General features: G+C 68.7%; 23 protein-coding genes, 1 other RNA gene and 1 pseudogene. 12 read left to right on the forward strand and 13 right to left on the reverse strand.

Translation table 11 applies throughout. The annotated features are described in order from the left end of the window. Positions 1 to 19 precede the first annotated feature (19 nt). The 7 genes from NL114_RS14030 to NL114_RS14060 all read right to left on the reverse strand — a co-directional run bounded on the left by NL114_RS14030 (position 20) and on the right by NL114_RS14060 (position 5,692). A complete protein-coding gene (locus NL114_RS14030) occupies positions 20 to 742 on the reverse strand; it encodes a helical membrane plugin domain-containing protein (RefSeq protein WP_254821542.1) in 723 nt (240 codons plus the stop codon). Between the two features lie 2 nt (positions 743 to 744). Then, positions 745 to 1,890 (reverse strand): NAD(P)/FAD-dependent oxidoreductase, encoded by a 1,146-nt coding sequence (locus tag NL114_RS14035; RefSeq protein WP_254821543.1) that lies wholly within the window; start codon positions 1,888 to 1,890, stop codon positions 745 to 747. Beyond that, on the reverse strand, positions 1,887 to 2,123 hold the full coding sequence (locus NL114_RS14040) for a sulfurtransferase TusA family protein (protein ID WP_254821544.1): 237 nt from the start codon (positions 2,121 to 2,123) through the stop codon (positions 1,887 to 1,889). The genes NL114_RS14035 and NL114_RS14040 overlap by 4 nt, the downstream gene beginning before the upstream one ends. Positions 2,124 to 2,200: 77 nt before the next feature. Then, positions 2,201 to 3,451, reverse strand: coding sequence for a M20 family metallopeptidase (locus NL114_RS14045; protein WP_254821545.1), 1,251 nt, complete (start codon positions 3,449 to 3,451; stop codon positions 2,201 to 2,203). Positions 3,452 to 3,532: 81 nt separating this feature from the next. Continuing rightward, entirely contained in the window at positions 3,533 to 4,003 is a 471-nt protein-coding gene (locus NL114_RS14050; RefSeq protein WP_254821546.1) for a YeeE/YedE family protein, read from the reverse strand. Beyond that, on the reverse strand, positions 4,000 to 4,482 hold the full coding sequence (locus NL114_RS14055) for a YeeE/YedE family protein (RefSeq protein ID WP_254821547.1): 483 nt from the start codon (positions 4,480 to 4,482) through the stop codon (positions 4,000 to 4,002). The genes NL114_RS14050 and NL114_RS14055 overlap by 4 nt, the downstream gene beginning before the upstream one ends. A gap of 10 nt (positions 4,483 to 4,492) precedes the next feature. After that, a complete protein-coding gene (locus NL114_RS14060) occupies positions 4,493 to 5,692 on the reverse strand; it encodes an MBL fold metallo-hydrolase (RefSeq protein WP_254821548.1) in 1,200 nt (399 codons plus the stop codon). A gap of 295 nt (positions 5,693 to 5,987) precedes the next feature. Between NL114_RS14060 and NL114_RS14065 the strand changes: the two genes are divergently transcribed. The 3 genes from NL114_RS14065 (at position 5,988) to NL114_RS14075 (ending at position 7,412) form a co-directional block, all read left to right on the forward strand. After that, positions 5,988 to 6,242 (forward strand): sulfurtransferase TusA family protein, encoded by a 255-nt coding sequence (locus NL114_RS14065; RefSeq protein WP_254821549.1) that lies wholly within the window; start codon positions 5,988 to 5,990, stop codon positions 6,240 to 6,242. 2 nt (positions 6,243 to 6,244) lie between these two features. Then, the gene (locus tag NL114_RS14070; RefSeq protein WP_254821550.1) at positions 6,245 to 6,829 is read left to right on the forward strand and encodes a DsrE/DsrF/DrsH-like family protein; all 585 of its coding nucleotides are present in this window, start codon (positions 6,245 to 6,247) and stop codon (positions 6,827 to 6,829) included. Positions 6,830 to 7,001: 172 nt separating this feature from the next. Continuing rightward, positions 7,002 to 7,412: a universal stress protein gene (locus NL114_RS14075; protein ID WP_254821551.1), complete on the forward strand. Its 411-nt coding sequence runs from the start codon at positions 7,002 to 7,004 to the stop codon at positions 7,410 to 7,412. Between the two features lie 30 nt (positions 7,413 to 7,442). On the opposite strand, the gene NL114_RS14080 is transcribed toward NL114_RS14075, so the two are convergent. Beyond that, positions 7,443 to 7,889, reverse strand: a complete 447-nt coding sequence (locus tag NL114_RS14080; protein ID WP_254821552.1) for a universal stress protein — start codon at positions 7,887 to 7,889, stop codon at positions 7,443 to 7,445. 338 nt (positions 7,890 to 8,227) lie between these two features. On the opposite strand from NL114_RS14080, the pseudogene NL114_RS21750 reads away from it, so the two are divergent. Further along, positions 8,228 to 8,434 (forward strand): annotated as a pseudogene (locus NL114_RS21750) (plastocyanin/azurin family copper-binding protein); the annotation flags it as partial. A gap of 71 nt (positions 8,435 to 8,505) precedes the next feature. Beyond that, on the forward strand, positions 8,506 to 8,691 hold the full coding sequence (locus NL114_RS14090; RefSeq protein WP_254824772.1) for a hypothetical protein: 186 nt from the start codon (positions 8,506 to 8,508) through the stop codon (positions 8,689 to 8,691). A 43-nt stretch (positions 8,692 to 8,734) separates the two neighbouring features. Here NL114_RS14090 and NL114_RS14095 read toward each other — a convergent pair whose 3' ends face one another. Next, the gene (locus NL114_RS14095) at positions 8,735 to 8,884 is read right to left on the reverse strand and encodes a DUF7557 family protein (protein ID WP_254821553.1); all 150 of its coding nucleotides are present in this window, start codon (positions 8,882 to 8,884) and stop codon (positions 8,735 to 8,737) included. A gap of 291 nt (positions 8,885 to 9,175) precedes the next feature. Here NL114_RS14095 and NL114_RS14100 point away from each other — a divergent pair, with 291 nt between their 5' ends. Further along, positions 9,176 to 10,282 carry a hypothetical protein gene (locus NL114_RS14100; protein WP_254821554.1) on the forward strand — a complete coding sequence of 369 codons (1,107 nt, stop codon included), beginning with the start codon at positions 9,176 to 9,178 and terminating at the stop codon, positions 10,280 to 10,282. A 25-nt stretch (positions 10,283 to 10,307) separates the two neighbouring features. Here the strand turns inward: NL114_RS14100 and NL114_RS14105 are convergent, their stop codons facing one another. After that, positions 10,308 to 11,525 (reverse strand): helix-turn-helix transcriptional regulator, encoded by a 1,218-nt coding sequence (locus NL114_RS14105; RefSeq protein ID WP_254821555.1) that lies wholly within the window; start codon positions 11,523 to 11,525, stop codon positions 10,308 to 10,310. A gap of 195 nt (positions 11,526 to 11,720) precedes the next feature. Between NL114_RS14105 and NL114_RS14110 the strand changes: the two genes are divergently transcribed. After that, a complete protein-coding gene (locus NL114_RS14110; protein WP_254821556.1) occupies positions 11,721 to 12,131 on the forward strand; it encodes a CoA-binding protein in 411 nt (136 codons plus the stop codon). A gap of 52 nt (positions 12,132 to 12,183) precedes the next feature. On the opposite strand, the gene NL114_RS14115 is transcribed toward NL114_RS14110, so the two are convergent. Beyond that, positions 12,184 to 12,534 carry a DUF5798 family protein gene (locus NL114_RS14115; RefSeq protein WP_254821557.1) on the reverse strand — a complete coding sequence of 117 codons (351 nt, stop codon included), beginning with the start codon at positions 12,532 to 12,534 and terminating at the stop codon, positions 12,184 to 12,186. A 124-nt stretch (positions 12,535 to 12,658) separates the two neighbouring features. On the opposite strand from NL114_RS14115, the gene NL114_RS14120 reads away from it, so the two are divergent. The 4 genes from NL114_RS14120 to NL114_RS14135 all read left to right on the forward strand — a co-directional run bounded on the left by NL114_RS14120 (position 12,659) and on the right by NL114_RS14135 (position 15,308). Beyond that, positions 12,659 to 13,063, forward strand: coding sequence for a DUF7548 family protein (locus NL114_RS14120; RefSeq protein WP_254821558.1), 405 nt, complete (start codon positions 12,659 to 12,661; stop codon positions 13,061 to 13,063). 92 nt (positions 13,064 to 13,155) lie between these two features. Next, positions 13,156 to 13,471, forward strand: an RNA gene (gene ffs / locus NL114_RS14125) — signal recognition particle sRNA. Between the two features lie 148 nt (positions 13,472 to 13,619). After that, positions 13,620 to 14,066: a pyridoxamine 5'-phosphate oxidase family protein gene (locus tag NL114_RS14130; protein WP_254821559.1), complete on the forward strand. Its 447-nt coding sequence runs from the start codon at positions 13,620 to 13,622 to the stop codon at positions 14,064 to 14,066. Between the two features lie 72 nt (positions 14,067 to 14,138). Then, positions 14,139 to 15,308, forward strand: coding sequence for an acyl-CoA dehydrogenase family protein (locus tag NL114_RS14135; RefSeq protein ID WP_254821560.1), 1,170 nt, complete (start codon positions 14,139 to 14,141; stop codon positions 15,306 to 15,308). A gap of 39 nt (positions 15,309 to 15,347) precedes the next feature. Here the strand turns inward: NL114_RS14135 and NL114_RS14140 are convergent, their stop codons facing one another. Together NL114_RS14140 and NL114_RS14145 are read right to left on the reverse strand one after the other, a co-directional pair. Then, positions 15,348 to 16,199 carry a Rieske (2Fe-2S) protein gene (locus NL114_RS14140; RefSeq protein ID WP_254821561.1) on the reverse strand — a complete coding sequence of 284 codons (852 nt, stop codon included), beginning with the start codon at positions 16,197 to 16,199 and terminating at the stop codon, positions 15,348 to 15,350. Between the two features lie 129 nt (positions 16,200 to 16,328). Further along, positions 16,329 to 16,757, reverse strand: a complete 429-nt coding sequence (locus NL114_RS14145) for a DoxX family membrane protein (protein WP_254821562.1) — start codon at positions 16,755 to 16,757, stop codon at positions 16,329 to 16,331. A 455-nt stretch (positions 16,758 to 17,212) separates the two neighbouring features. Here NL114_RS14145 and NL114_RS14150 point away from each other — a divergent pair, with 455 nt between their 5' ends. Then, on the forward strand, positions 17,213 to 17,512 hold the full coding sequence (locus tag NL114_RS14150) for a DUF5658 family protein (protein ID WP_254821563.1): 300 nt from the start codon (positions 17,213 to 17,215) through the stop codon (positions 17,510 to 17,512).

A 17,512-nucleotide genomic window follows, 5' to 3' on the forward strand; every position in this document is an offset into this window, starting at 1 on the left:
GAGACGGTTCCGCCCGGGGTCAGACTCCCTCCCCGGGGTCGCCGGCACCCGAGCCGATGGCCTTCGCGAGGGCGACGACGTAGCCCATCCCCTGCTTCACCTCGTCGTCGCGGAGCGACTTCACGAGCGAGAGCGTGCTGGGCGACTCCGGTTCGGTCCGCTCGGCGGACCCGACCGCTGACAGGAGCCGGGCGAGGCCGTCCCGGGTGTCCGGTTCGGCGGCGGTGTCGGCCAGTTCACCGAGGCTGGACCCGGTGCCGGCGAGCGAGACGACCATCTCGTCGGTCATCGCGTCGGTCGCGAGCGAGAGGACGTCCGCCAGCTCGGCCAGCTCGTCGAGCGCCCCGCTCCGCTGGAGTTCGACCAGCGTCTCCATCGCGTCGGCCAGCTCGTCCCCGTTCGCACCGACGCCCTCGGCGAGCCGCACGGTCTCCTCGGTGGCGAGCCCGTCGGCGGACTCGGCCAGCGTCGACCCAGTGTCGGCCAGCTCGACGACCATCTCGTCGGTCATCGCCTCCTCACCCAGTGCCAGCACGTCCAGCAGTTCGTTGACGGCGTCGAGCCGGTCGACGAACTCGGCGACGGCCTCGGGGTTCTCCTCGATGGCCGCCTCGAGCTGCTCGCGGCCCGTCAGCTCCTCCGCTCCTTCCGGTGTCTCCTCGGCCGCTTCCTCGACCGCCTCGCTCTCGGCCGCCTCGCCGGAGCCGTCCGTCTCTGTCCGGGGTGTCTCGTCGTCGGCCATGGTTAGAGCAGCCCCCGTGCGGTCAGCCAGTAGGACTCGTTGTACGCGAGTTTCGCCCAGTGGAGCTTCTTCGAAGGACTCGGCGGCGACGGCGGAGTCTCGTAGTCGAACTCGACGTACGAGGCCGCGTCCATCCCGGTCTCGATGAAGCAGACCGTCTTGCCGTGGTAGACCTCCGTCGCCGGGCGGTCCCGGAGCTCGCTGGCGATGCGCTGGGCGACGACGCCGGCCTGGTAGTGCGCGACACTACCGGCCTTCGGGACGCCCGTGTCGGCGGTGTCACCGAGGGCGTAGACGTTGTCGGCGTGGACGGCCTCGAGCGTTCCCTTGTCGACCTCGACCCAGCCGCGGTCGCCCAGACCGGCCTCCTCGACGAGGTCGATGCCGCGGTGGGGCGGGATGGCAACGAGCAGGTCGTAGTCGAGTTCCCCGCCCTCCATCGAGGTCATCACGCCGTTCTCGGCGTCGATCTCCTCGGCGTTGAAGAACGTCTCCACGTTGATGTCACGCTCCTCCATCAGCGGTGCCGCCCACTCCGCGATGTGGGGGTTGCCGTGGACCCGCTGGATGGGGTAGGTGTACGTGATATCGATGTCCTCGCGGAGCCCGCGCTTGCGGAACCAGTCGTCCGCCATGAAGACGAACTCCAGCGGCGCCGCGGGACACATGTGGGGCGACCCGATGACGCTCAGGACGAGGTGGCCCTCGGTGAACGAGAGCAGTTCGTCCTGCAGCGCCAGCGCGCCCTCCTCGGTGTAGTAGTTGTGCCCGCCCTCGGCGAGGCCGGGAATCTCGTCGGGCGCCAGCGTCGACCCCGTGGCGAGCACCAGTTTGTCGTACCGGCCCGGCCCGCCACCGTCGCGGTAGGTCAGGCGCTGGGCGTCCGTGTCGATGTCCGTGACGCGGTCGACCACGACGTCGACGCGGCTGTCGACGAGGTCGCGGAGCGGCCGCCGGCCGTCCGACGGCTCGCGCTTGCCGAACGGGACGTACAGCCAGACGGGTTTGTAGACGTGGTCCTCGCTGTCGTTGACGAGGGTGACGCGCACGTCACCCGCGTCGATCTCCGACGCGAACCGGTCGGCGAGGTCGTTGGCGAGGACGGACCCACCCGTCCCGCCGCCGACGATGACGACCTCCTGTGTCATGCTTTCCTCACGAGGATACGGTAGTAGTCGTCCTCCTCTTCCGTCGCGACGACCTCGTTCCCGGATTCGTCGGCCCACTCCGGCACGTCGACCAGCGACTGGTCGTTGTCGCTCAGCAGTGCGACCACGCTGCCGGAGTCGACCTCGCGGATGGCACCGACGAGGTCCATCAGGGGTCCGGGGCAGGCCGCCCCGCGCGCATCGACCGTCTTCTCCGCCTGTGTCTCGCTCATGGGTCTGGTCTCATCTCGGTCCCCACTGGGTATAGTATTGCGTGGTAATTCCAAGATGGTGGGGAAAGGGGTACCGTTCAGTCGACCGCTTCGGCGTAGGCTGCCGGCAGTCGGGTGTAGACCTCGGCGGTCCCGGCGAGCGCGTCGACGGTGGTGTACTCGTCGACGGCGTGGACGGTGTCGGTCCCGAGCGCGAACTCGACGGTCGGGATGCCGGCGTTGCGGAACTTCTTGGCGTCGCCGCCGCCGGTGGCACTCCGGCGGTAGACGCGCTCGTCGGTCACGTCCGCGGCGAGCGAGGCGACCGCCTCGACCAGCGGGCTGTCCGGCGGCTCGTAGGTGCCGACCGACCAGCTCGTGTCCGAGACGGTCACGTGCGGGTAGTCGTCCAGGCAGTCACGGATATCGGCCAGCACCGCGGGCGTCTCGACGCCGGCGGCAAGACGGATGTCGAGTTCGGCGCTCGCGGAGCCGGGGACCGTGTTGATGCTCTCGCCGCCCGCGATGGTGCCGAGGTTGACCGTCGGATGTTCGAACAGCGTCCGGGCCGTCTCTGCGCCCATCGTCGGCTCGTAGTAGGCCACCGACTCCTCGACGATGGCGTCCATCGCGGCCGGCAGGTCGAGGTCACGGGCCGGGAGGCGGCTCCGGATGGCCGTAATCGCGGCCCAGAGCCGGTCGATGGCGTTCGCCCCGAGCATCGGCCGGGAGCCGTGGGCGGCCTCGCCACTCGCCCGGAGCGTGAGCCAGATGCTCCCGCGGTCGGCGACGGTCACGGAGTGGTTCCCGCCGGCACAGGTCGTCTCGCCGATGACGCAGGTGTCGGCATCGACGGCGTCACGTTCCAGCAGTGCGCTGACTCCGGCGCCCCCGCCGGTCTCCTCGTCGCTCACGAACGCGAACGCGAGGTCGACGGGGGGCGTCGTGTCGGTCTCGACGAACGCTTCTGCGGCGTGCAGCATGGCCGCGAACGGCCCCTTCATGTCGGTCGCGCCGCGGCCGTAGAGCCGGTCGCCGTCGCGCTCGCCGAGCGGGTCGTGGGTCCACTCGTCGACATCGAACGGGACCGTGTCGAGGTGGCCGTTGAACAGGAGCGTCCGGTCGCGCTCGCCGGGGATGGTGGCGAGCAGGTTCGGCTTCGCCGGGTCCACCGCGACACGCTCGGTCACGATACCGAGGTCGTCCAGGAACGATTCGACGAGCGCGGCGAGTTCGCGGGTGTCCCCCGGCGGGTTCTGGGAGTCGACCCCGAGCAGGTCACCCGCGATATCGACGACGCGTTCGCCGGAGAGGTATGCAGTCGGCGATGGGGACACGGGGGATGTCATTGCCGACGGTTGGAACTGGAGCACCCTTGCTGTACGGGGTGATTCTCGGTCCGTTCGGATGAGGGAGAATCGGGGGCCGCGTCAGTCGTCGCTCGGTGTGGGGCTGGCAGAATCGTCGGCGCGGTGGCTGCGCCAGACCCCCTGCGCGTACGCGCCGAGGAACATCCCGGCGATGGCGTAGAGGATGGGCCAGTTGCCCACCCCGAGGCTGGCGTAGGCCGCGCCGGGACAGATACCGGCGAGGCCCCAGCCGACGCCGAAGATGCTCCCACCGACGAGGACGCGCCGGTCGAACGACTTCAGCCGCCGCCGGTACGAGCGGCCGGTGAGGGGGGCCCCGTCGCGCAAGCGCGGGACGACCCAGAACGCGAGACCGGCGACCACGGAGCCGCCGCCCATCACGAACAGGAGCCCGAGGTCCTCGAAGGTGAGGAAGTCGAGCACGACCTCCGGACGGGCCATCTGGCTGAAGCCGAGCCCGAAGCCGAAGATCAGGCCGCCGACGAGGATGACCGGCAGGAACAGCGGATGCCGGCCCGTGTTCGCGCTCACGGTGTCACCCCCAGTGCGGCGACGATGTTCGCGACCACTATCGCGACGAGCATGAACGTCGCCACGCCGACGATGGACGTCCGGGAGACCGAGCCGACGCCACAGATGCCGTGGCCGGAGGTACAGCCCTTCCCGACGCGGGTGCCGACGCCGACGAGCGTCCCGCCGACGAACAGCCGCCACGGGGCGACCTCGGTCGTCCACGCGCCGCCCTGGAAGACGACGGCGTAGACGGCCGCCCCGAGGACGATGCCGACGGTGAAGACGACACGCCAGTCACGCGAGGCGCGGTACTGCTGGAACCGGTCCCGGTCGGAGACGTACGACAGGGTCGACTCCAGGAACGTACTCGCGCCGGCGGGAATCCCGGTCCCGTAGTAGATGACGGCCGTCCCGAGTCCGACGAGCAGGCCGCCGATGGCGTAGTGACTGACGCCGTTGGGGAAGAACGCCTCCAGCCCGAGTAGTCCACTGAGCATCTATCTCGCCTCAGTCACTGGTGAGCGCATCCTGGCTGGCTGCGCAGTTGTTCGGGCCGAGTTCGAGGGTGAACGCCTCCTCGTCGTCGGCCTCCTGCTGGCCGAGGTTCGTGGCGATGATGTCCTCGTAGTTGGCCGGGCGGGGCGGCATGTCCGCCAGGACCAGGTCGACGAAGTCGTCCTCGTCCATCGACAGCGCGTCCATCCGGTCGACGAGGTCGCCGATGGGGGCCGTGTAGGTGCCGTCCTCGGCGGGCTCGGCGGCGTCACTGAAGTGGGCGCCGCCGACCAGCACGTCGTCGTCGAGCGTGAGGACGCGCTCCTGCAGGCTCTCGTAGAGCATCCGGGCCGCGTCGGGCGCGCCGTCGTCGCCCTCCTCGAGGTCCGGGCGGGCGACGCTCTCGATGAAGAGGCCGTCACCCGTCGCCAGCACGCTGTCGTCGACGAGGTAGCTGGTCATTCCGGTCGTGTGCCCGGGCGTGAAGACGGTCTCGATGGTCGCGTCACCGACGGCGAACTCGTCGCCGTCCTCGGCGAGGGTCACCTGGTCGGTGTAGGTGACGCCGCGGTCGGCGGCGGCCGCGGGGACGACCCCCTCGACGCCCTCCTCGGCGAGGGCGCGCACGCCGGAGATGTGGTCGGCGTGGATGTGGGTGTCGATGGCGTACGTCAGCTCGACGCCGAGTTCGTCGGCGTCCTCGAGGTAGCGGTCCGTGAACGCGCGGAGCGGGTCGATGACAGCGGCCTCGTCACCATCGTAGACCATGTAGCCGAGGCACCCGCTGGAGGGGCGCTGGTACTGGACGACCGTGCCGGCGCCGTCGTAGTCGGTGACCTCCTCGGCCTCGTAGATGGAGGCCCAGCCGTTCATCCCGTCCTCGAGGTGGTCGACGTCGTAGCCACGCACCTGCAGCTCGGCGGCGACGTACTCGCTGGAGCCACCCTTCGCGCAGAGGACGGTCATGTGCTCGTCCTCGGGCAGCTGCTCGAGGACCTCGTCGTCGATCTCCTCGTCGAGGAACTGGAAGTAGGGAACGTTGATGGCCTCGACGTTCTCGCCCTCGATGGCCCACTCCTCGTAGTCGCTCGACATCCGGGCGTCCAGGAGCGTGACCTCCTCCCCGTCGTCGATACGGGCCTTGAGCTGCTCGGGACTGGTCGATTCGACAGTCACGTCGGGCATCTCGACGCCCAACTCTTCCGGATTCATGTGTGCATTCCCTCGTACTGGAGTGACCGACTTAAGATTTTGCATAGTATTTCCAATCTAACGCAATACCACTCGCGCGCAGAATGGTCGCGACAGTCGGTCTCGAGCTCACGGTCCGTCGCCATAACCCTCAGAACTCCCATAAAGACCATATTGTTGGGTATCTGCCTCCACAACAGTTGTTTCAGGCGTGCGCACTCGTTGCCACAGTTATGCTCATTTTGGGCAATAATCGATATCCTTATCACGGGCAAGCCAATATTGTGCGATAGTCCCAATAGAGGACATCCGAAACATGAGTACGGAAACACCTACCGAGACGCTCGACGTGAAGGGACAGAACTGCCCGATGCCGGTCGTCAAGACCAAGGGAGCCTTCGACGGGCTCGCCCCCGGCGGGACGCTGGAGGTGGTCGCGACCGACTCCGGGAGCATGAGCGACATCAAGGGCTGGGCCGACTCCACCGACGACGCCGAGCTCGTCGACCAGCAGGAGGACACCGAGGACGGCGAGGCCGTCTACAAGCACTACATCCGCAAGACCGAGTAACGATGAGCACTGACACCCAGCCCACCCCCGACGGGCCGCCCTCGGCCGAGGAGTTCGAGGCACTCCAGTCCCGCATCGACGAACTGGAGGACGAACTCGCGGCCGTACGGAGCGACGTCGACGACGACCCCCAGAAGATGGTCATCATCGCGACGAAGGGGACCCTCGACATGGCCTACCCGCCGCTCATCCTCGCGAGCACGGCGGCCGCCTTCGGCTACGACGTGACCGTATTCCACACCTTCTGGGGGCTCGAGATCCTCCACGAAGAGAAGGCCGACGACCTGAAGCTCAGCTCCGTCGGCAACCCCAATATGCCCGTCCCCAACGTGGTCGGCGCGCTGCCGGGGATGGACCGGGTCACGACCCGGATGATGGAGAAGCAGATCGCCGACAACGAGGTCGCCACCGTCCGCGAGCTCATCGAGACGTCCATCGACCAGGGCGTGGAGTTCCAGGCCTGCCAGATGACCATCGACCTGATGGGCTACGACGAGGACGACTTCTTCGACGAGGTCGAGACCGGCGTCGGCGCCGCGAGCGCCTTCCAGGAGATGGTCGAGGCCGACATCCAGCTGCTGGTCTGAGCCTGCTCCCGTAGTCCCGGCGGCCGCCCCCGGTCGCCACCCCCCGGCTCCCCCACCTGTCATTCCCCGGTTCCAGTCCGGTTCGTGGGTGCCGTCCCGTGCCAGACGGCCCCGCTCCCGGAATCCCGGAACCGACCCCCCGATTCTTCACCCTCGACGTGGAGCCTCAGCCATGGTCGTGCTCGTCCCCATCGACGACTCGGACCCGGCGCGGGCGGCGCTCGAACTCGCCCTCGCGGGGGCTCCCGACGAGCTGCTGGTGTTGCACGTCGTCGACCCGCCACGCGCGCTCGCTGTCCACGGCCACCGGGGGCTCGATGACGCGATGGACGCCGCACAGGACGCCGCCGAGCGCATCCTGGAGGAGGCGACGGCCCTCGCCGAGTCGCGTGGGGTCACCGTCGAGACGGAGGTCGCGTTCGGCGACCCCGCCCGGACAATCCTCGAGTACGCCGCGCTCGACGAGGTCGACCGCGTCGTCGTCGGGAGTCGCGGTCGGACCGGGGTCCAGCGCGTCCTGCTCGGCAGCGTCGCGGAGACGGTCGTCCGCCGGTCGCCCGTCCCGGTCACCGTCGCGCGGTGACGGCCGGGGGCGTCCACGGGGCGCGTACGCTCACCGGATCAGCGTCACCGGGACCGACGCGCGCCGGGCGACGGTGTCGGCGACACTGCCGAAGAACGGCCTGTCCGCTCCCTCTCGGCCGTGGGCGCCCAGCACGATGTGGTCCACGTCCTCCTCCTCGGCGTAGCTCAACACCACCCGGTCGACGTCACCGATGTCGGAGTCGGTCGTCACCTCGCGGTCGTAGTCCGCGGCGAGGTCGCGCGCCGTGCCGAGGATGGCGTCGGTCACCCGCTCGGTGGCCTCGTACCACTCCGCCGTGCCCATCATGTGCTCGTAGGTCGGCTCGAACCCCTGATGCTCGCCGTAGGTCGGCTCGAACAGGTCGACCACGTGCAGGACGGTGATGTCCGCGTCCGGGAACTCCCGCAGGGTGTGCCGGAGCGCCTGGCGCGCCAGCGGCGACCCGTCGGTGGGGACCAGGACGTGTCGCGTCATCGGTCCGTTCCCGCCCCGGCTCGGCGGCCGAGTGGCGGTAGGGGGATGCTGTCGAACATGTGCTCGCCCGACCATGGGACCCGGAGTGGATTAGAAGCGACGACCGTTCCCCGCTGTTGAGAACCGTTCCGGGGGGTAGGTTTGAACCTTTCCCCGGATGTCACCTGTAAGGAACTGCAGAAGTCCTCATACCCCAGAGCCGCCTACCTTCGTGTATGTCCGCAGAGTCAGTCGCCGTCTCGCGTCGAACGTTCCTCCGAACGGCAGCCGGTGCCGGTGCGCTCGCCGGCGCGACTGGCGCCGCCGCCGCGCAGGACGGCACCACCCACACGGTCGACATGACCGATGGGCTCGTGTTCGACCCGGACGAGATAACCATCGAACCCGGCGACACCGTCGTCTGGGAGAACGTCGGCTCCATCGGGCACAGCGTCACCGCGTACGAGGACGACATCCCAGAGGAGGCCGAGTTCTTCGCCAGCGGCGGGTTCGACAGCGAGCAGGCCGCGCGCGACGCCTACCCCGATGGTGAGGTCGGCGGCGGCGGAACCTACGAACACACCTTCGAGGTCGAGGGCACCTACGAGTACTTCTGCATCCCCACGAGGGTGCCGGGATGCTCGGCACGGTCAACGTCGGCACCGGCGGCAGCACGCCCACCAGTGGCGGTGGCGGCCTCGTCCCGCAGGTACCGGACAGCGCACGGTCGCTCGTCGTCGGCACGCTGGTGGCCGGCCTCTCGGTGCTGGGGCTGGCCTACTTCTTCATGCGGTACGGCGGCGACTACGGGACCGAGGAGTGAACTGTTAGACCGCTGTTGCCCGGCCAGCGATGTCGGTGCGGAGTTACTCCGAGTAGCCCTCCCGCAGGAAGGACCCCTCCGTCTCGTACACCGCGACGAGTTCCTCGACGAACTCCTCCATCGTCTCGTCTTCCTCCAGATGCCGCTCCATCCGCTCTTTCAGTTCGTCGCTGATCTCGAGTGTGTAGGTCATGGTACTGGCGCTGTTCCACGCCACGTCGAACGACGTGGGCCACAGTGAAATACGTTGCCGGGGCGATGGGCCCGCTGCGATTTCGACGACACCAGCATCCACGGGTCAGTCCGGGCGCCCCGCGAGAATTTTTCTTCAGTTCCCCATACAACCCATATAAAATGGATATTGTGTGACTTTGGCATGAATAAATCATCACTATCACGTAGAGAGACAGTACCTCGCATATATCTGTCCCATTCGCTGAGAATCAACCCGCCAATCTACGCCAGCTGGTGACGTACCACCAGCATGAACCGCGCCATCGTGAGCCTCGTCGCGCTGCTCGTCCTGCTCGCCGGCTGTTCCTCACTCACCGGCGGCCCCGCAGGGACCCCGACGCCCACCCCGACTGACACGCCCACGGCCACCCCGACGCCCACGCCGGGGGGCGCCGAGGAGCTCGCCCCGGGCGTCACCAGTGAGCGGATCGAGAACCCAGTCACGCTCATCGACGCCCATCAGCGCGGCCTCCTGGCCGACGGGTTCGTCGTGAACCAGACCGTGACCAGTACCTACAACGGGGAGCCGAGCAACCGGCTGAACCTCACCCTGACCGCCGGACCCGGTGGTGAGGTCGCGTACCTGAACGGGACCTCCTCCGGGTTCGACTTCGAGGGCAACGAGAGCGTCATCGTCAACAGCGTCTGGGTGAACACCACCCACCAGTACAACCGCCACATCGAGAGCGGGTCGACGACATACGACCTGCAGAAGCGACTCTACCCCGCGGAGTACTTCGTCTGGTTCGGCAGCCTCCAGCGCGACATCCAGTTCGCCGGTACCGACCACGAGGTGACGAGCGTCGAGAGCGGTGACGGGCTCGACTACATCACGCTGACGGCGACCATCGACCGCGTCGGCAACGACGGCGTGACCGACACCGTCTCCACGCTCGTCGTGGACGAGAACGGCATCATCCGGAGCGCCGACGTCCGCGTGGACTACGGCGAGGGCCAGACCTACCACACCACCTACGAGGTGGTCCAGCTCGGCGCCGCCGCTCCCGAGCGACCGGCGTGGGTCGACGCTGTCCCGCCGAGCGCATCGCTCCAGCTCGAACTCGACGTGTTCGGGTTCAACGAGTCCAGCATCGAACTGGTCCACCTGTACGGGGACGCCGTCCCCGAGGGCGCCATCGTGACGGTCATCTCCAACGGCACGCTGTACGAGACGACACTCGACGAGCCGTTCGGCGACGACCGGCGCTACCTCTGGGTCGCGACCGACGGTACCCTCCGCGCCACCGCCGACCCGCCCTCGCTCGAAGCGGCGCGGACACTCGGGCAGGAGGTGACCGTCGAGGTCCACGCCCCGGACGGCGGGGAACTGTTCGCGACGAGTATCGGGCGGCGGTGACCGCCCCTGCTCGCCTGTCGCCGGTTCACTCCTCGTCGTCGAACGGCGACCCGGCGGCGTCCGGCTCCATCCCCTTCTTCGAGATGATGTTCTCGCGGCCGACGCGGAGCTTCGATATCTGCTCTTCGTCCTCCATGTCCGAGAGGAGCATCGAGACCTTCGACTTCGACCAGCCGGTCTCCTCGACGATGTTGACCTGCTTCATCCGACCGCCGTTCTCCTCGAGCAGGCGCATGACGCGCTCGTCGTCCTCGAGCAGTTCCTCGTCGGAGACGGCCGGCTCGGGGGACTGGCCGGCCGCGCCCGCGGCTCCTGCGCCCGCCGCTCCCGCGTCGCCCGCCTCGGCCGCGGCGCCGCCACCCGAACCGCCGGAGCCGCTCGCGTCGTCTGCCGCCGCGCCCCCATCGTCGTCGCGGCCCGGGAGCGCGCCCGCGCCGTAGGCCAGCGCGGCTCCGAGGCCGAGCAGCAGGACCACGCCGAGCCCGAGGATCGGGAGGAAGCCCGTTGAGCCGTTGGTGGGGGTCGTCGACTCCGTGGGGTCGCCGGGTCCATCTGTCGGCGTGGGGCTGGACGGGGAGACGAGCCGGACCTGCGGCCGTTCGTCGACGAACGAGCGTTCGCCGACCCAGGTCAGCGTGTCGCTCGCGGCCAGCGAGTCCTCGTCGAGAATCGGCTGCGGCGCGGCTGACTGGAACCGGAGGTTCGGCCCGTGCTGTACGACGAGCCGCTGGCCCGGGCCGATGTAGAAGCCGCCCGTGAACACGTCACCTATCTCGACCGTCCCGTCGACGCGTGTCGCGAAGTTCGACCAGCGGAAGCTCATCCGGACGATGCCCTGGTTGTCCGTCAGCGCGACGACCTGCGCGTCCTTCGAGAAACCGGAGGCGTTCATCTGCCGGCCCGTGGCGTTGGTCCCCTGCGCGGTGACGCTCCGTGCGCGCTCCTTGAAGTTCGTGTAGAGCTCCGTCTCCTGGGAGTTGAACCGGTCGGCGTACGCCCGGAAGTCCTCGCGCTCGGACTCGTTGTTCAGGTTCACCTTGTAGACGAACGTCCACCGTGCCGAGGTGTTCTCGTAGACCCTGATACGGAACTCGGTGGAGTCGACGTCCTGGTTCCCGACCTGTGCGACCGCGGGGCCGCCCGGCGCGCTGGCGCCGCCAGCCGTGGCGGGCAGCGCCAGCGCGGGCGCGACGCTGGCGACCACGAGGAATACGACGACTCCTATCGCGCCCGGCCGTGTCATCTACACTACCTCCGCCCGGCGTGGATGATAAAAACTGCGAGGTACACTGCCACCGCTCCCGGCCGGCGAACGGCCGTGGACTGCCCATGAATGCGGCGGAATCTCCGGTTCTGACGATTCCGCACCTCGACGGCGTCGGCTCCCGTGACGCACCGCCGCGCCAACCTTTACCCTCGTCCGGGAGTTGTTCTACACATGCCAGTCAACTCCGATGCGGCACTGCGCGAGATACTCGAGATGGATACCATCGCCGTGGTCGGAATGTCCGACTCGCCCGGGAAGGCCGCACACGGCGTCCCGCGCTATCTCGTCGAACACGGCTACGACGTGATTCCGGTCAACCCGACCGCCGACGAGATACAGGGCCGGCCCGCCTACGACTCGCTCTCGGAGGTCGAGGAGGAGGTCGACGTGGTCGACGTGTTCCGGCCAAGCGAGGAGGTCGCCGGCATCGTCGACGAGGTACTCGCGCGCGACGACGTGGCCGCGGTGTGGCTCCAGCTGAACATCCGCGACGACGACGCCGGCGCGCGTGTCGAGGAGTCGGGCCGGAAGTTCGTCCAGGACCGCTGCATCAAGGTCGTCCACCAGCGGCTTCTGGGCTAGCTGGTCCCATCAGGCTCCCGTCCACACCGGGGGGAGCGCCCCCACAGGCGCTCTACGACCCGGTCCCTTCGGCGTCGGCGACCCCCTCGTCGGCTCCGGACCCATCCTCCCCCGCGTCGGCGCGCGCGTCGGGTGCCGGGTCCGGCTCGCCGGGTTCGGCCTCCTCGATAGCCGCCTCCGCGAGCACCTGCTCGACGTCCACGTCGGCGTCGCGGGCGAGCGCCTCGACGAGCGCCCCCTGGTCGTCGAGTTCCCGCTCCAGCCGGCGGACCCGTCGGTTGGTGTCGATGACCGTCTCGCGCATCTGCTGGACCTGGTCGCGCAGTTCGTTCAGTCGCTTGTACGTCTCCTCCGCCATGTCGACGATCTGCTGGAGCTTCTTCGTCGCGCCTCCGAGGGCCATACCAGCCCTTCCGTCCGGGGGACCCTATCCGTTGTGCCTCGGGGGGCCGAGCGCGACGGCTCCACAGCCCGCCCGCGCACCCCGAGACGCCGTCGTTAAGACGCGGACGCCCGCACCGCCCGACATGGACCGGACGAAGGCGGCCCCGACGCTGGGCATCGTTGGCTGTCTGCTCGTGCTGGCGGCGCTGGTGTGGCCGTACCTGCAGGAGACGGCGTCGTCGGTGTCGACGTACTACGGGTCGGGCGCCGTGACGCCGCTGGCCGCTGGCCTGCTCGCGTTCGTGAGTATCATCGTCTTCGCGGCGGGGCGCGAGGAGCGCTCGGACCCGGCGCTGGTGGCGGGCGCCGCGCTCGTGTTCGGCCTGTTCATCCTCGTCATCGATGTCTCCTTCGCCCTCACCGCTCGGGTCGATGTCATCGGCGGCAACGCCGCGTCACTCACCTACCAGCGGTGGGTGCTCGCCGCCGTCTCCATCGTGCCCGCGGGGAGCGCCGCCTGGTACGCCCGGACGCTGGGGCTACTCTGAACCCACCGCCGTGCAGTGGTTCGGCGCGGGGCACGACAGCTCGTTCGCGGCGACTTCCCGAAAGGCCCTTAAGCCGGAACGGTATACCTTCAAATCGGACTAGGTCGGGCAGTTAGGCCACTGCTCCATCGCCTCCAACGGTCTTCATGTTGGGACCGAACACCGGGCGCGTCTGGGAGAACCAGTGCGGGCCCTGCGAGCCAACGTAGAAGCCTCGTCCCACGAGGGCAGCGGTCCGGGCACCGGCCTCTGCAGGGAGGTACGAGCCCGGTTAACCCCGAGAACCCCGTCAGGCGCGGAAGCGAGCATCGGTATCGGGGACACCTGTCGCCCGTGGGGTCGCGGGGTGGAGAAGGCGAGCAGGCCTCACCCGTGCTGGAACCCCCAGGCAACCTCGGGAGTCCGACCATTCATCGCGGTCCATCACCCGGCCAGCCGCGCATCCGCTGATCGTGGACCTGGGTCGAAGCGCCGAGCACTCAGTGGGCCCCGCCATGGCTCTCACTCCCCGAGAACAGCGGGAGTGTTGAAGCCGCGGTGGTGTGTCCTCTCGCGTATGGACATGGAGAACATCCAGTACGCCACGACGCGAGGGCTCCGCGACGAGGACGTCGAGGAGTTGCTCTCGACCCACCACGTCGGCGTCCTCTCGCTCGCCGACGGCGGCGACGCCTACGCGGTCCCCGTCGACTACCACTACGACGGCGACCAGTTCTACGTCCGGCTGACCGACGACGGGGAGAGCGACAAGCTCGAGTTCCTCGCGGCGACCGAGCGCCCCGAGTTCCTCGTCTACGGCCACGGTGGGGACTACGAGTCCTGGAGCATCCTCGCCCGGGGCGACCTCCACGAGGTCGACCCCGACGAGCACGGCATCGACGCCGCGACGGTCAACGACTGGTTCGGCCCCGTCCGGATATTCGACGAGTCGGTCTCGGCGGTCGAGATCCGGATCTTCGAACTCGAGGTGGCGTCGCTCGTCGGCCGGGCCACCATCGGGTAGTCCCATCGGGCCATAAAGACCCTCATCCTGCCGGGGGCAACCGCTAAGTTGTGCTGCTCGTTCTCACGGGACATGGCAACAGGTGAAGCGGACCTGCACGACATGATCCGTGACTCGGTACAGGACCTCGCGGCGGACTTCCCGCGCGAGTACTGGCGCGAGTGCGTCGAGGAGTACCGGTTCCCACAGGAGTACTGGGACGCGCTCGCCGACGCCGGCTGGCTCGGCGTCGCCATCCCCGAGGAGTACGGCGGCGAGGGCCTCGGGATGCTGGAGATGACCATCGTCATCGAGGAGCTGTCGCGGGCCGGGACGATGGGTGGCATCGTCTTCGTCCTCACGCCGGTGTTCGGCGGCATCGGTATCCAGCGCCACGGCACCGAGGAACAGAAACAGGAGTACCTTCCGCGCATCGCGAACGGCGACGTGACGTTCTGCATGGGCCTGACCGAGGCTGCCGCCGGGACGAACACGCTCAACATCGACACGATGGCCGAGGAGGTGGGCGACGGTGAGTGGGCGGTCAGCGGACAGAAGATGTTCATCTCCGGTGTCGAGAACGCCGACACGATGCTGCTGGTCTCTCGGACCGCGGAGTTCGACAAGTCGAACCCGACGGGTGGCGTCACCCTGTTCCTCGTCGAGGACCCCGCCGAGCGGGACGCCATCGACCTCACCCACGTCGAGGTCGAGCTCCCCTGGTTCGAGAAGCAGTACCAGGTCGACATCGACGGGCTGCGCGTGACCGAGGACGATGTCCTCGGAACGGTCGACGGCGGGCTCTACCTGCTGTGGGACACGCTCAACACCGAGCGCATCGCGGGCGCCGCCTCGGCGCTCGGCGGCGGCCTGCGCGCGGTCGACCTCGCGGTCGACTACGCAAACGACCGGAACGTCTTCGGTGCCCCCATCGGCTCCCACCAGGCCATCCAGCACCCCATCGCCGAGTCGTACGCCAAGCTGACGGCTGCTCGCGAGGTGACCTACAAGGCCGCGAAGCTGTGGGACGAGGACGAGGACTGCGGCACGGAGGCCAACTCCGCGAGCCTCCTGACCAGCGAGTTCGGCCTCGAGGCCGCCGACCGCGCCATCCAGACCCACGGCGGCAACGGCTTCACCCCCGAGTACGAGGTGTTCGACATCTGGCGGAACCTGCGGCTGACGAAGACCGCACCCGTCTCCAACGAGATGATCCTCAACTACCTCGGCGAGCACGAACTGGGGATGCCGCGCTCGTACTGAACGCGGCCGTACCGGGCACGAGGAGCTGCCGTCCCGCGCTCAGTCCGGCCGTGGGAAGGCGTTGAACGACAACGCCACGGGCGAGAGCGGATCGTACACCGACTGGTGGCACTGGCAGTAGACGGCATCTGCCGCGCCGAACTTCGGGGCATCGGGGAAGCTGTTGAACCCGGGCGTACAGCAGAAGTGCGTGCACTTGTCCAGCCAGGCGATGCAGTCCGCTTCCGTGGCCGCCTCGAGGAAGGCACCGTGTTCGTGTCCGTCGGGGAGGTCCGAGACCGCGGGCGACCGGAGGACCTGGACGGGGAGCTGCTTCACCTCCTCCCCCTCGCCAGCCTCGGAGCGCCAGGTCGCCTGCGCGGCCTTCCCGGCGCCGGCTGACCCGACGGGTCCCTGCCACTCCTCGTAATCGTCGAGATGCTCCAGGGTGAGCTTCGTCCCGGGCTCGATGTCCGCCTGCCAGTCGAACAGGCCCGGGCTCGACCGGAGGAAGTTGTCCTGGTCGGCCTCCGGTTCCAGACCGGCGGCGGTCTGGATGCCACAGTACTGGAACCAGCGGCCGCTGTAGGTCACGTTGCCGATGTCCTCGGCGGTGACGGTGGCGGTACTCCCGTCCGGATACTCCCTGACCGTCGTCTCCGGCCAGACGCCCTTCAGATACCCCTCGTCGTCGGTCGTGAGCGGGACGATCGGCATCCCGCGGGGGGCCGGGCCGTCGGTGTTCTCGATGCCGATGTAGTCAGTCGGTCCACCGGTCGAGGGTCCGGTGTTGGTGGCGATGTTGAGCGCACCCATCGTTCCGGTGCCCATCGCTGCGAGGCTACTCGAACCGACGACACCCCTCACGAACCGCCGGCGACCGCTCTCGGGCGGATACCTGTCTTCGTCCATGGGGACCAGCCATCGCTTCCGACGCGAGGGTGGAAACCCGTGGGGACCGTTGTCATCGGATGGGCCCCGGCCCATGGCTTATGCCCGAATGCAGGGAACAGCACGCCAGGTGTTCTCACGCGGGTGCGGTCAGCCGCTCGGTTCCCGGAGCGCCTCCACCAGCACCGCCCACGCCAGCGCCGCCAGCCCCACGTCCCGAGCCAGCACGTCCCCGAACCGACCCGCCGCGGCCCAGACGATGCCGAGATAGCCGACGGTCGCGGTGAGCGAGACCGCCGCGACGGCCGCCGCGAACGCGGTGTAGCGGTCGACGAGGATGGCGAGGCCGAAGGCGAGTTCGAGCCAGCCGTTGAGGAGCATGAACTCGACCGGCGAGACGACGAGGAACGGTGCCAGCCAGTCGACCACGTAGACGGCCCACGCGCTCGGCGCGAGGAGCTTGTGGATGCCGGCGAGCAGGACCATCAGGCCGAGGCCGACCCGGGCGAGCGTCGCGGCGTCGGGGGCGCGCGCAGCCGCGGCGACGCCTCGCTCCCGGACCGCACCGAGGAACTCCATACCGGCCGACAGGGGCCGGACGGCCGTAACCGGTCCGGTCGTTTTGACCGAATTGTCAGAAACCCCTTTTCCATCCCGTCGGAAGCAGGGAGTGCGGTGGTGGTGGTGCGAGACGGTCGCCGTGGTGGGAACCGTCACGACGACGGGCGCGGTCGCGGTGTGCATGGTGCGGGTTCGGTGGTGGTCGCGGTGTGCGTGGTGCGGGTTCGGTGGTGGTCGCGGTGTGCGTGGTGCGGGTCCGGTGGTGGTCGCGGTGTGCGTGGTGCGGGTCCGGTGGTGGTCGCGGTGTGCGTGGTGCGGGTCCGGTGGTGGTCGCGGTGTGCGTGGTGCGGGTCCGGTGGTGGTCGCGGCAGCGGCATTCGGTGGTGGACCCCTACGGGTTGGCCCGGGGGCCGGTTCGACGCCGGCCGGGGGTGTTGACGCTCGAAGAACGGGGGCTGTCGAACGTACTGCCGGTGGAGCGAGACGACCTGGCGGCCGCGCTGTGGGGGACGCTGGTGGTGGCCACGGTGCTCGACCTCGCGACCACCATCTACGCGCTGGAGTATCTCGCCGCCGTGGAGGGGAACCCGCTCGTCCGCATGCTGCTCGGTCACGCCGGTTACCCCGGGTTCGTCGCCGCGAAACTGGCCGTCCTGGGTATCGGCGTCACCCTCTGGCGGGTCCTGCCGCGCCACCAGCAGCTCGCGGTCCCGGCCGGGCTCTCGCTCCCGACGGTCCTGGCGGTGCTGGTCAACGCCACGCTGTTCGTCTGA

It is taken from the genome of Haloglomus halophilum, assembly GCF_024298885.1.
Lineage (GTDB): Archaea > Halobacteriota > Halobacteria > Halobacteriales > Haloarculaceae > Haloglomus > Haloglomus halophilum.

Excerpts from the sequence above, each read along its gene's own strand:
- NL114_RS14030 (WP_254821542.1), bottom strand. The coding sequence starts at position 742 with ATGGCCGACGACGAGACACCCCGGACAGAGACGGACGGCTCCGGCGAG.
- NL114_RS14035 (WP_254821543.1), bottom strand. The coding sequence starts at position 1,890 with ATGACACAGGAGGTCGTCATCGTCGGCGGCGGGACGGGTGGGTCCGTC.
- NL114_RS14040 (WP_254821544.1), bottom strand. The coding sequence starts at position 2,123 with ATGAGCGAGACACAGGCGGAGAAGACGGTCGATGCGCGCGGGGCGGCC.
- NL114_RS14045 (WP_254821545.1), bottom strand. The coding sequence starts at position 3,451 with ATGACATCCCCCGTGTCCCCATCGCCGACTGCATACCTCTCCGGCGAA.
- NL114_RS14055 (WP_254821547.1), bottom strand. The coding sequence starts at position 4,482 with ATGCTCAGTGGACTACTCGGGCTGGAGGCGTTCTTCCCCAACGGCGTC.
- NL114_RS14060 (WP_254821548.1), bottom strand. The coding sequence starts at position 5,692 with ATGAATCCGGAAGAGTTGGGCGTCGAGATGCCCGACGTGACTGTCGAA.
- NL114_RS14065 (WP_254821549.1), top strand. The coding sequence starts at position 5,988 with ATGAGTACGGAAACACCTACCGAGACGCTCGACGTGAAGGGACAGAAC.
- NL114_RS14070 (WP_254821550.1), top strand. The coding sequence starts at position 6,245 with ATGAGCACTGACACCCAGCCCACCCCCGACGGGCCGCCCTCGGCCGAG.
- NL114_RS14075 (WP_254821551.1), top strand. The coding sequence starts at position 7,002 with ATGGTCGTGCTCGTCCCCATCGACGACTCGGACCCGGCGCGGGCGGCG.
- NL114_RS14080 (WP_254821552.1), bottom strand. The coding sequence starts at position 7,889 with ATGACGCGACACGTCCTGGTCCCCACCGACGGGTCGCCGCTGGCGCGC.
- NL114_RS14090 (WP_254824772.1), top strand. The coding sequence starts at position 8,506 with ATGCTCGGCACGGTCAACGTCGGCACCGGCGGCAGCACGCCCACCAGT.
- NL114_RS14095 (WP_254821553.1), bottom strand. The coding sequence starts at position 8,884 with ATGACCTACACACTCGAGATCAGCGACGAACTGAAAGAGCGGATGGAG.
- NL114_RS14100 (WP_254821554.1), top strand. The coding sequence starts at position 9,176 with ATGAACCGCGCCATCGTGAGCCTCGTCGCGCTGCTCGTCCTGCTCGCC.
- NL114_RS14105 (WP_254821555.1), bottom strand. The coding sequence starts at position 11,525 with ATGACACGGCCGGGCGCGATAGGAGTCGTCGTATTCCTCGTGGTCGCC.
- NL114_RS14110 (WP_254821556.1), top strand. The coding sequence starts at position 11,721 with ATGCCAGTCAACTCCGATGCGGCACTGCGCGAGATACTCGAGATGGAT.
- NL114_RS14115 (WP_254821557.1), bottom strand. The coding sequence starts at position 12,534 with ATGGCCCTCGGAGGCGCGACGAAGAAGCTCCAGCAGATCGTCGACATG.
- NL114_RS14120 (WP_254821558.1), top strand. The coding sequence starts at position 12,659 with ATGGACCGGACGAAGGCGGCCCCGACGCTGGGCATCGTTGGCTGTCTG.
- NL114_RS14130 (WP_254821559.1), top strand. The coding sequence starts at position 13,620 with ATGGACATGGAGAACATCCAGTACGCCACGACGCGAGGGCTCCGCGAC.
- NL114_RS14135 (WP_254821560.1), top strand. The coding sequence starts at position 14,139 with ATGGCAACAGGTGAAGCGGACCTGCACGACATGATCCGTGACTCGGTA.
- NL114_RS14140 (WP_254821561.1), bottom strand. The coding sequence starts at position 16,199 with ATGGACGAAGACAGGTATCCGCCCGAGAGCGGTCGCCGGCGGTTCGTG.
- NL114_RS14145 (WP_254821562.1), bottom strand. The coding sequence starts at position 16,757 with ATGGAGTTCCTCGGTGCGGTCCGGGAGCGAGGCGTCGCCGCGGCTGCG.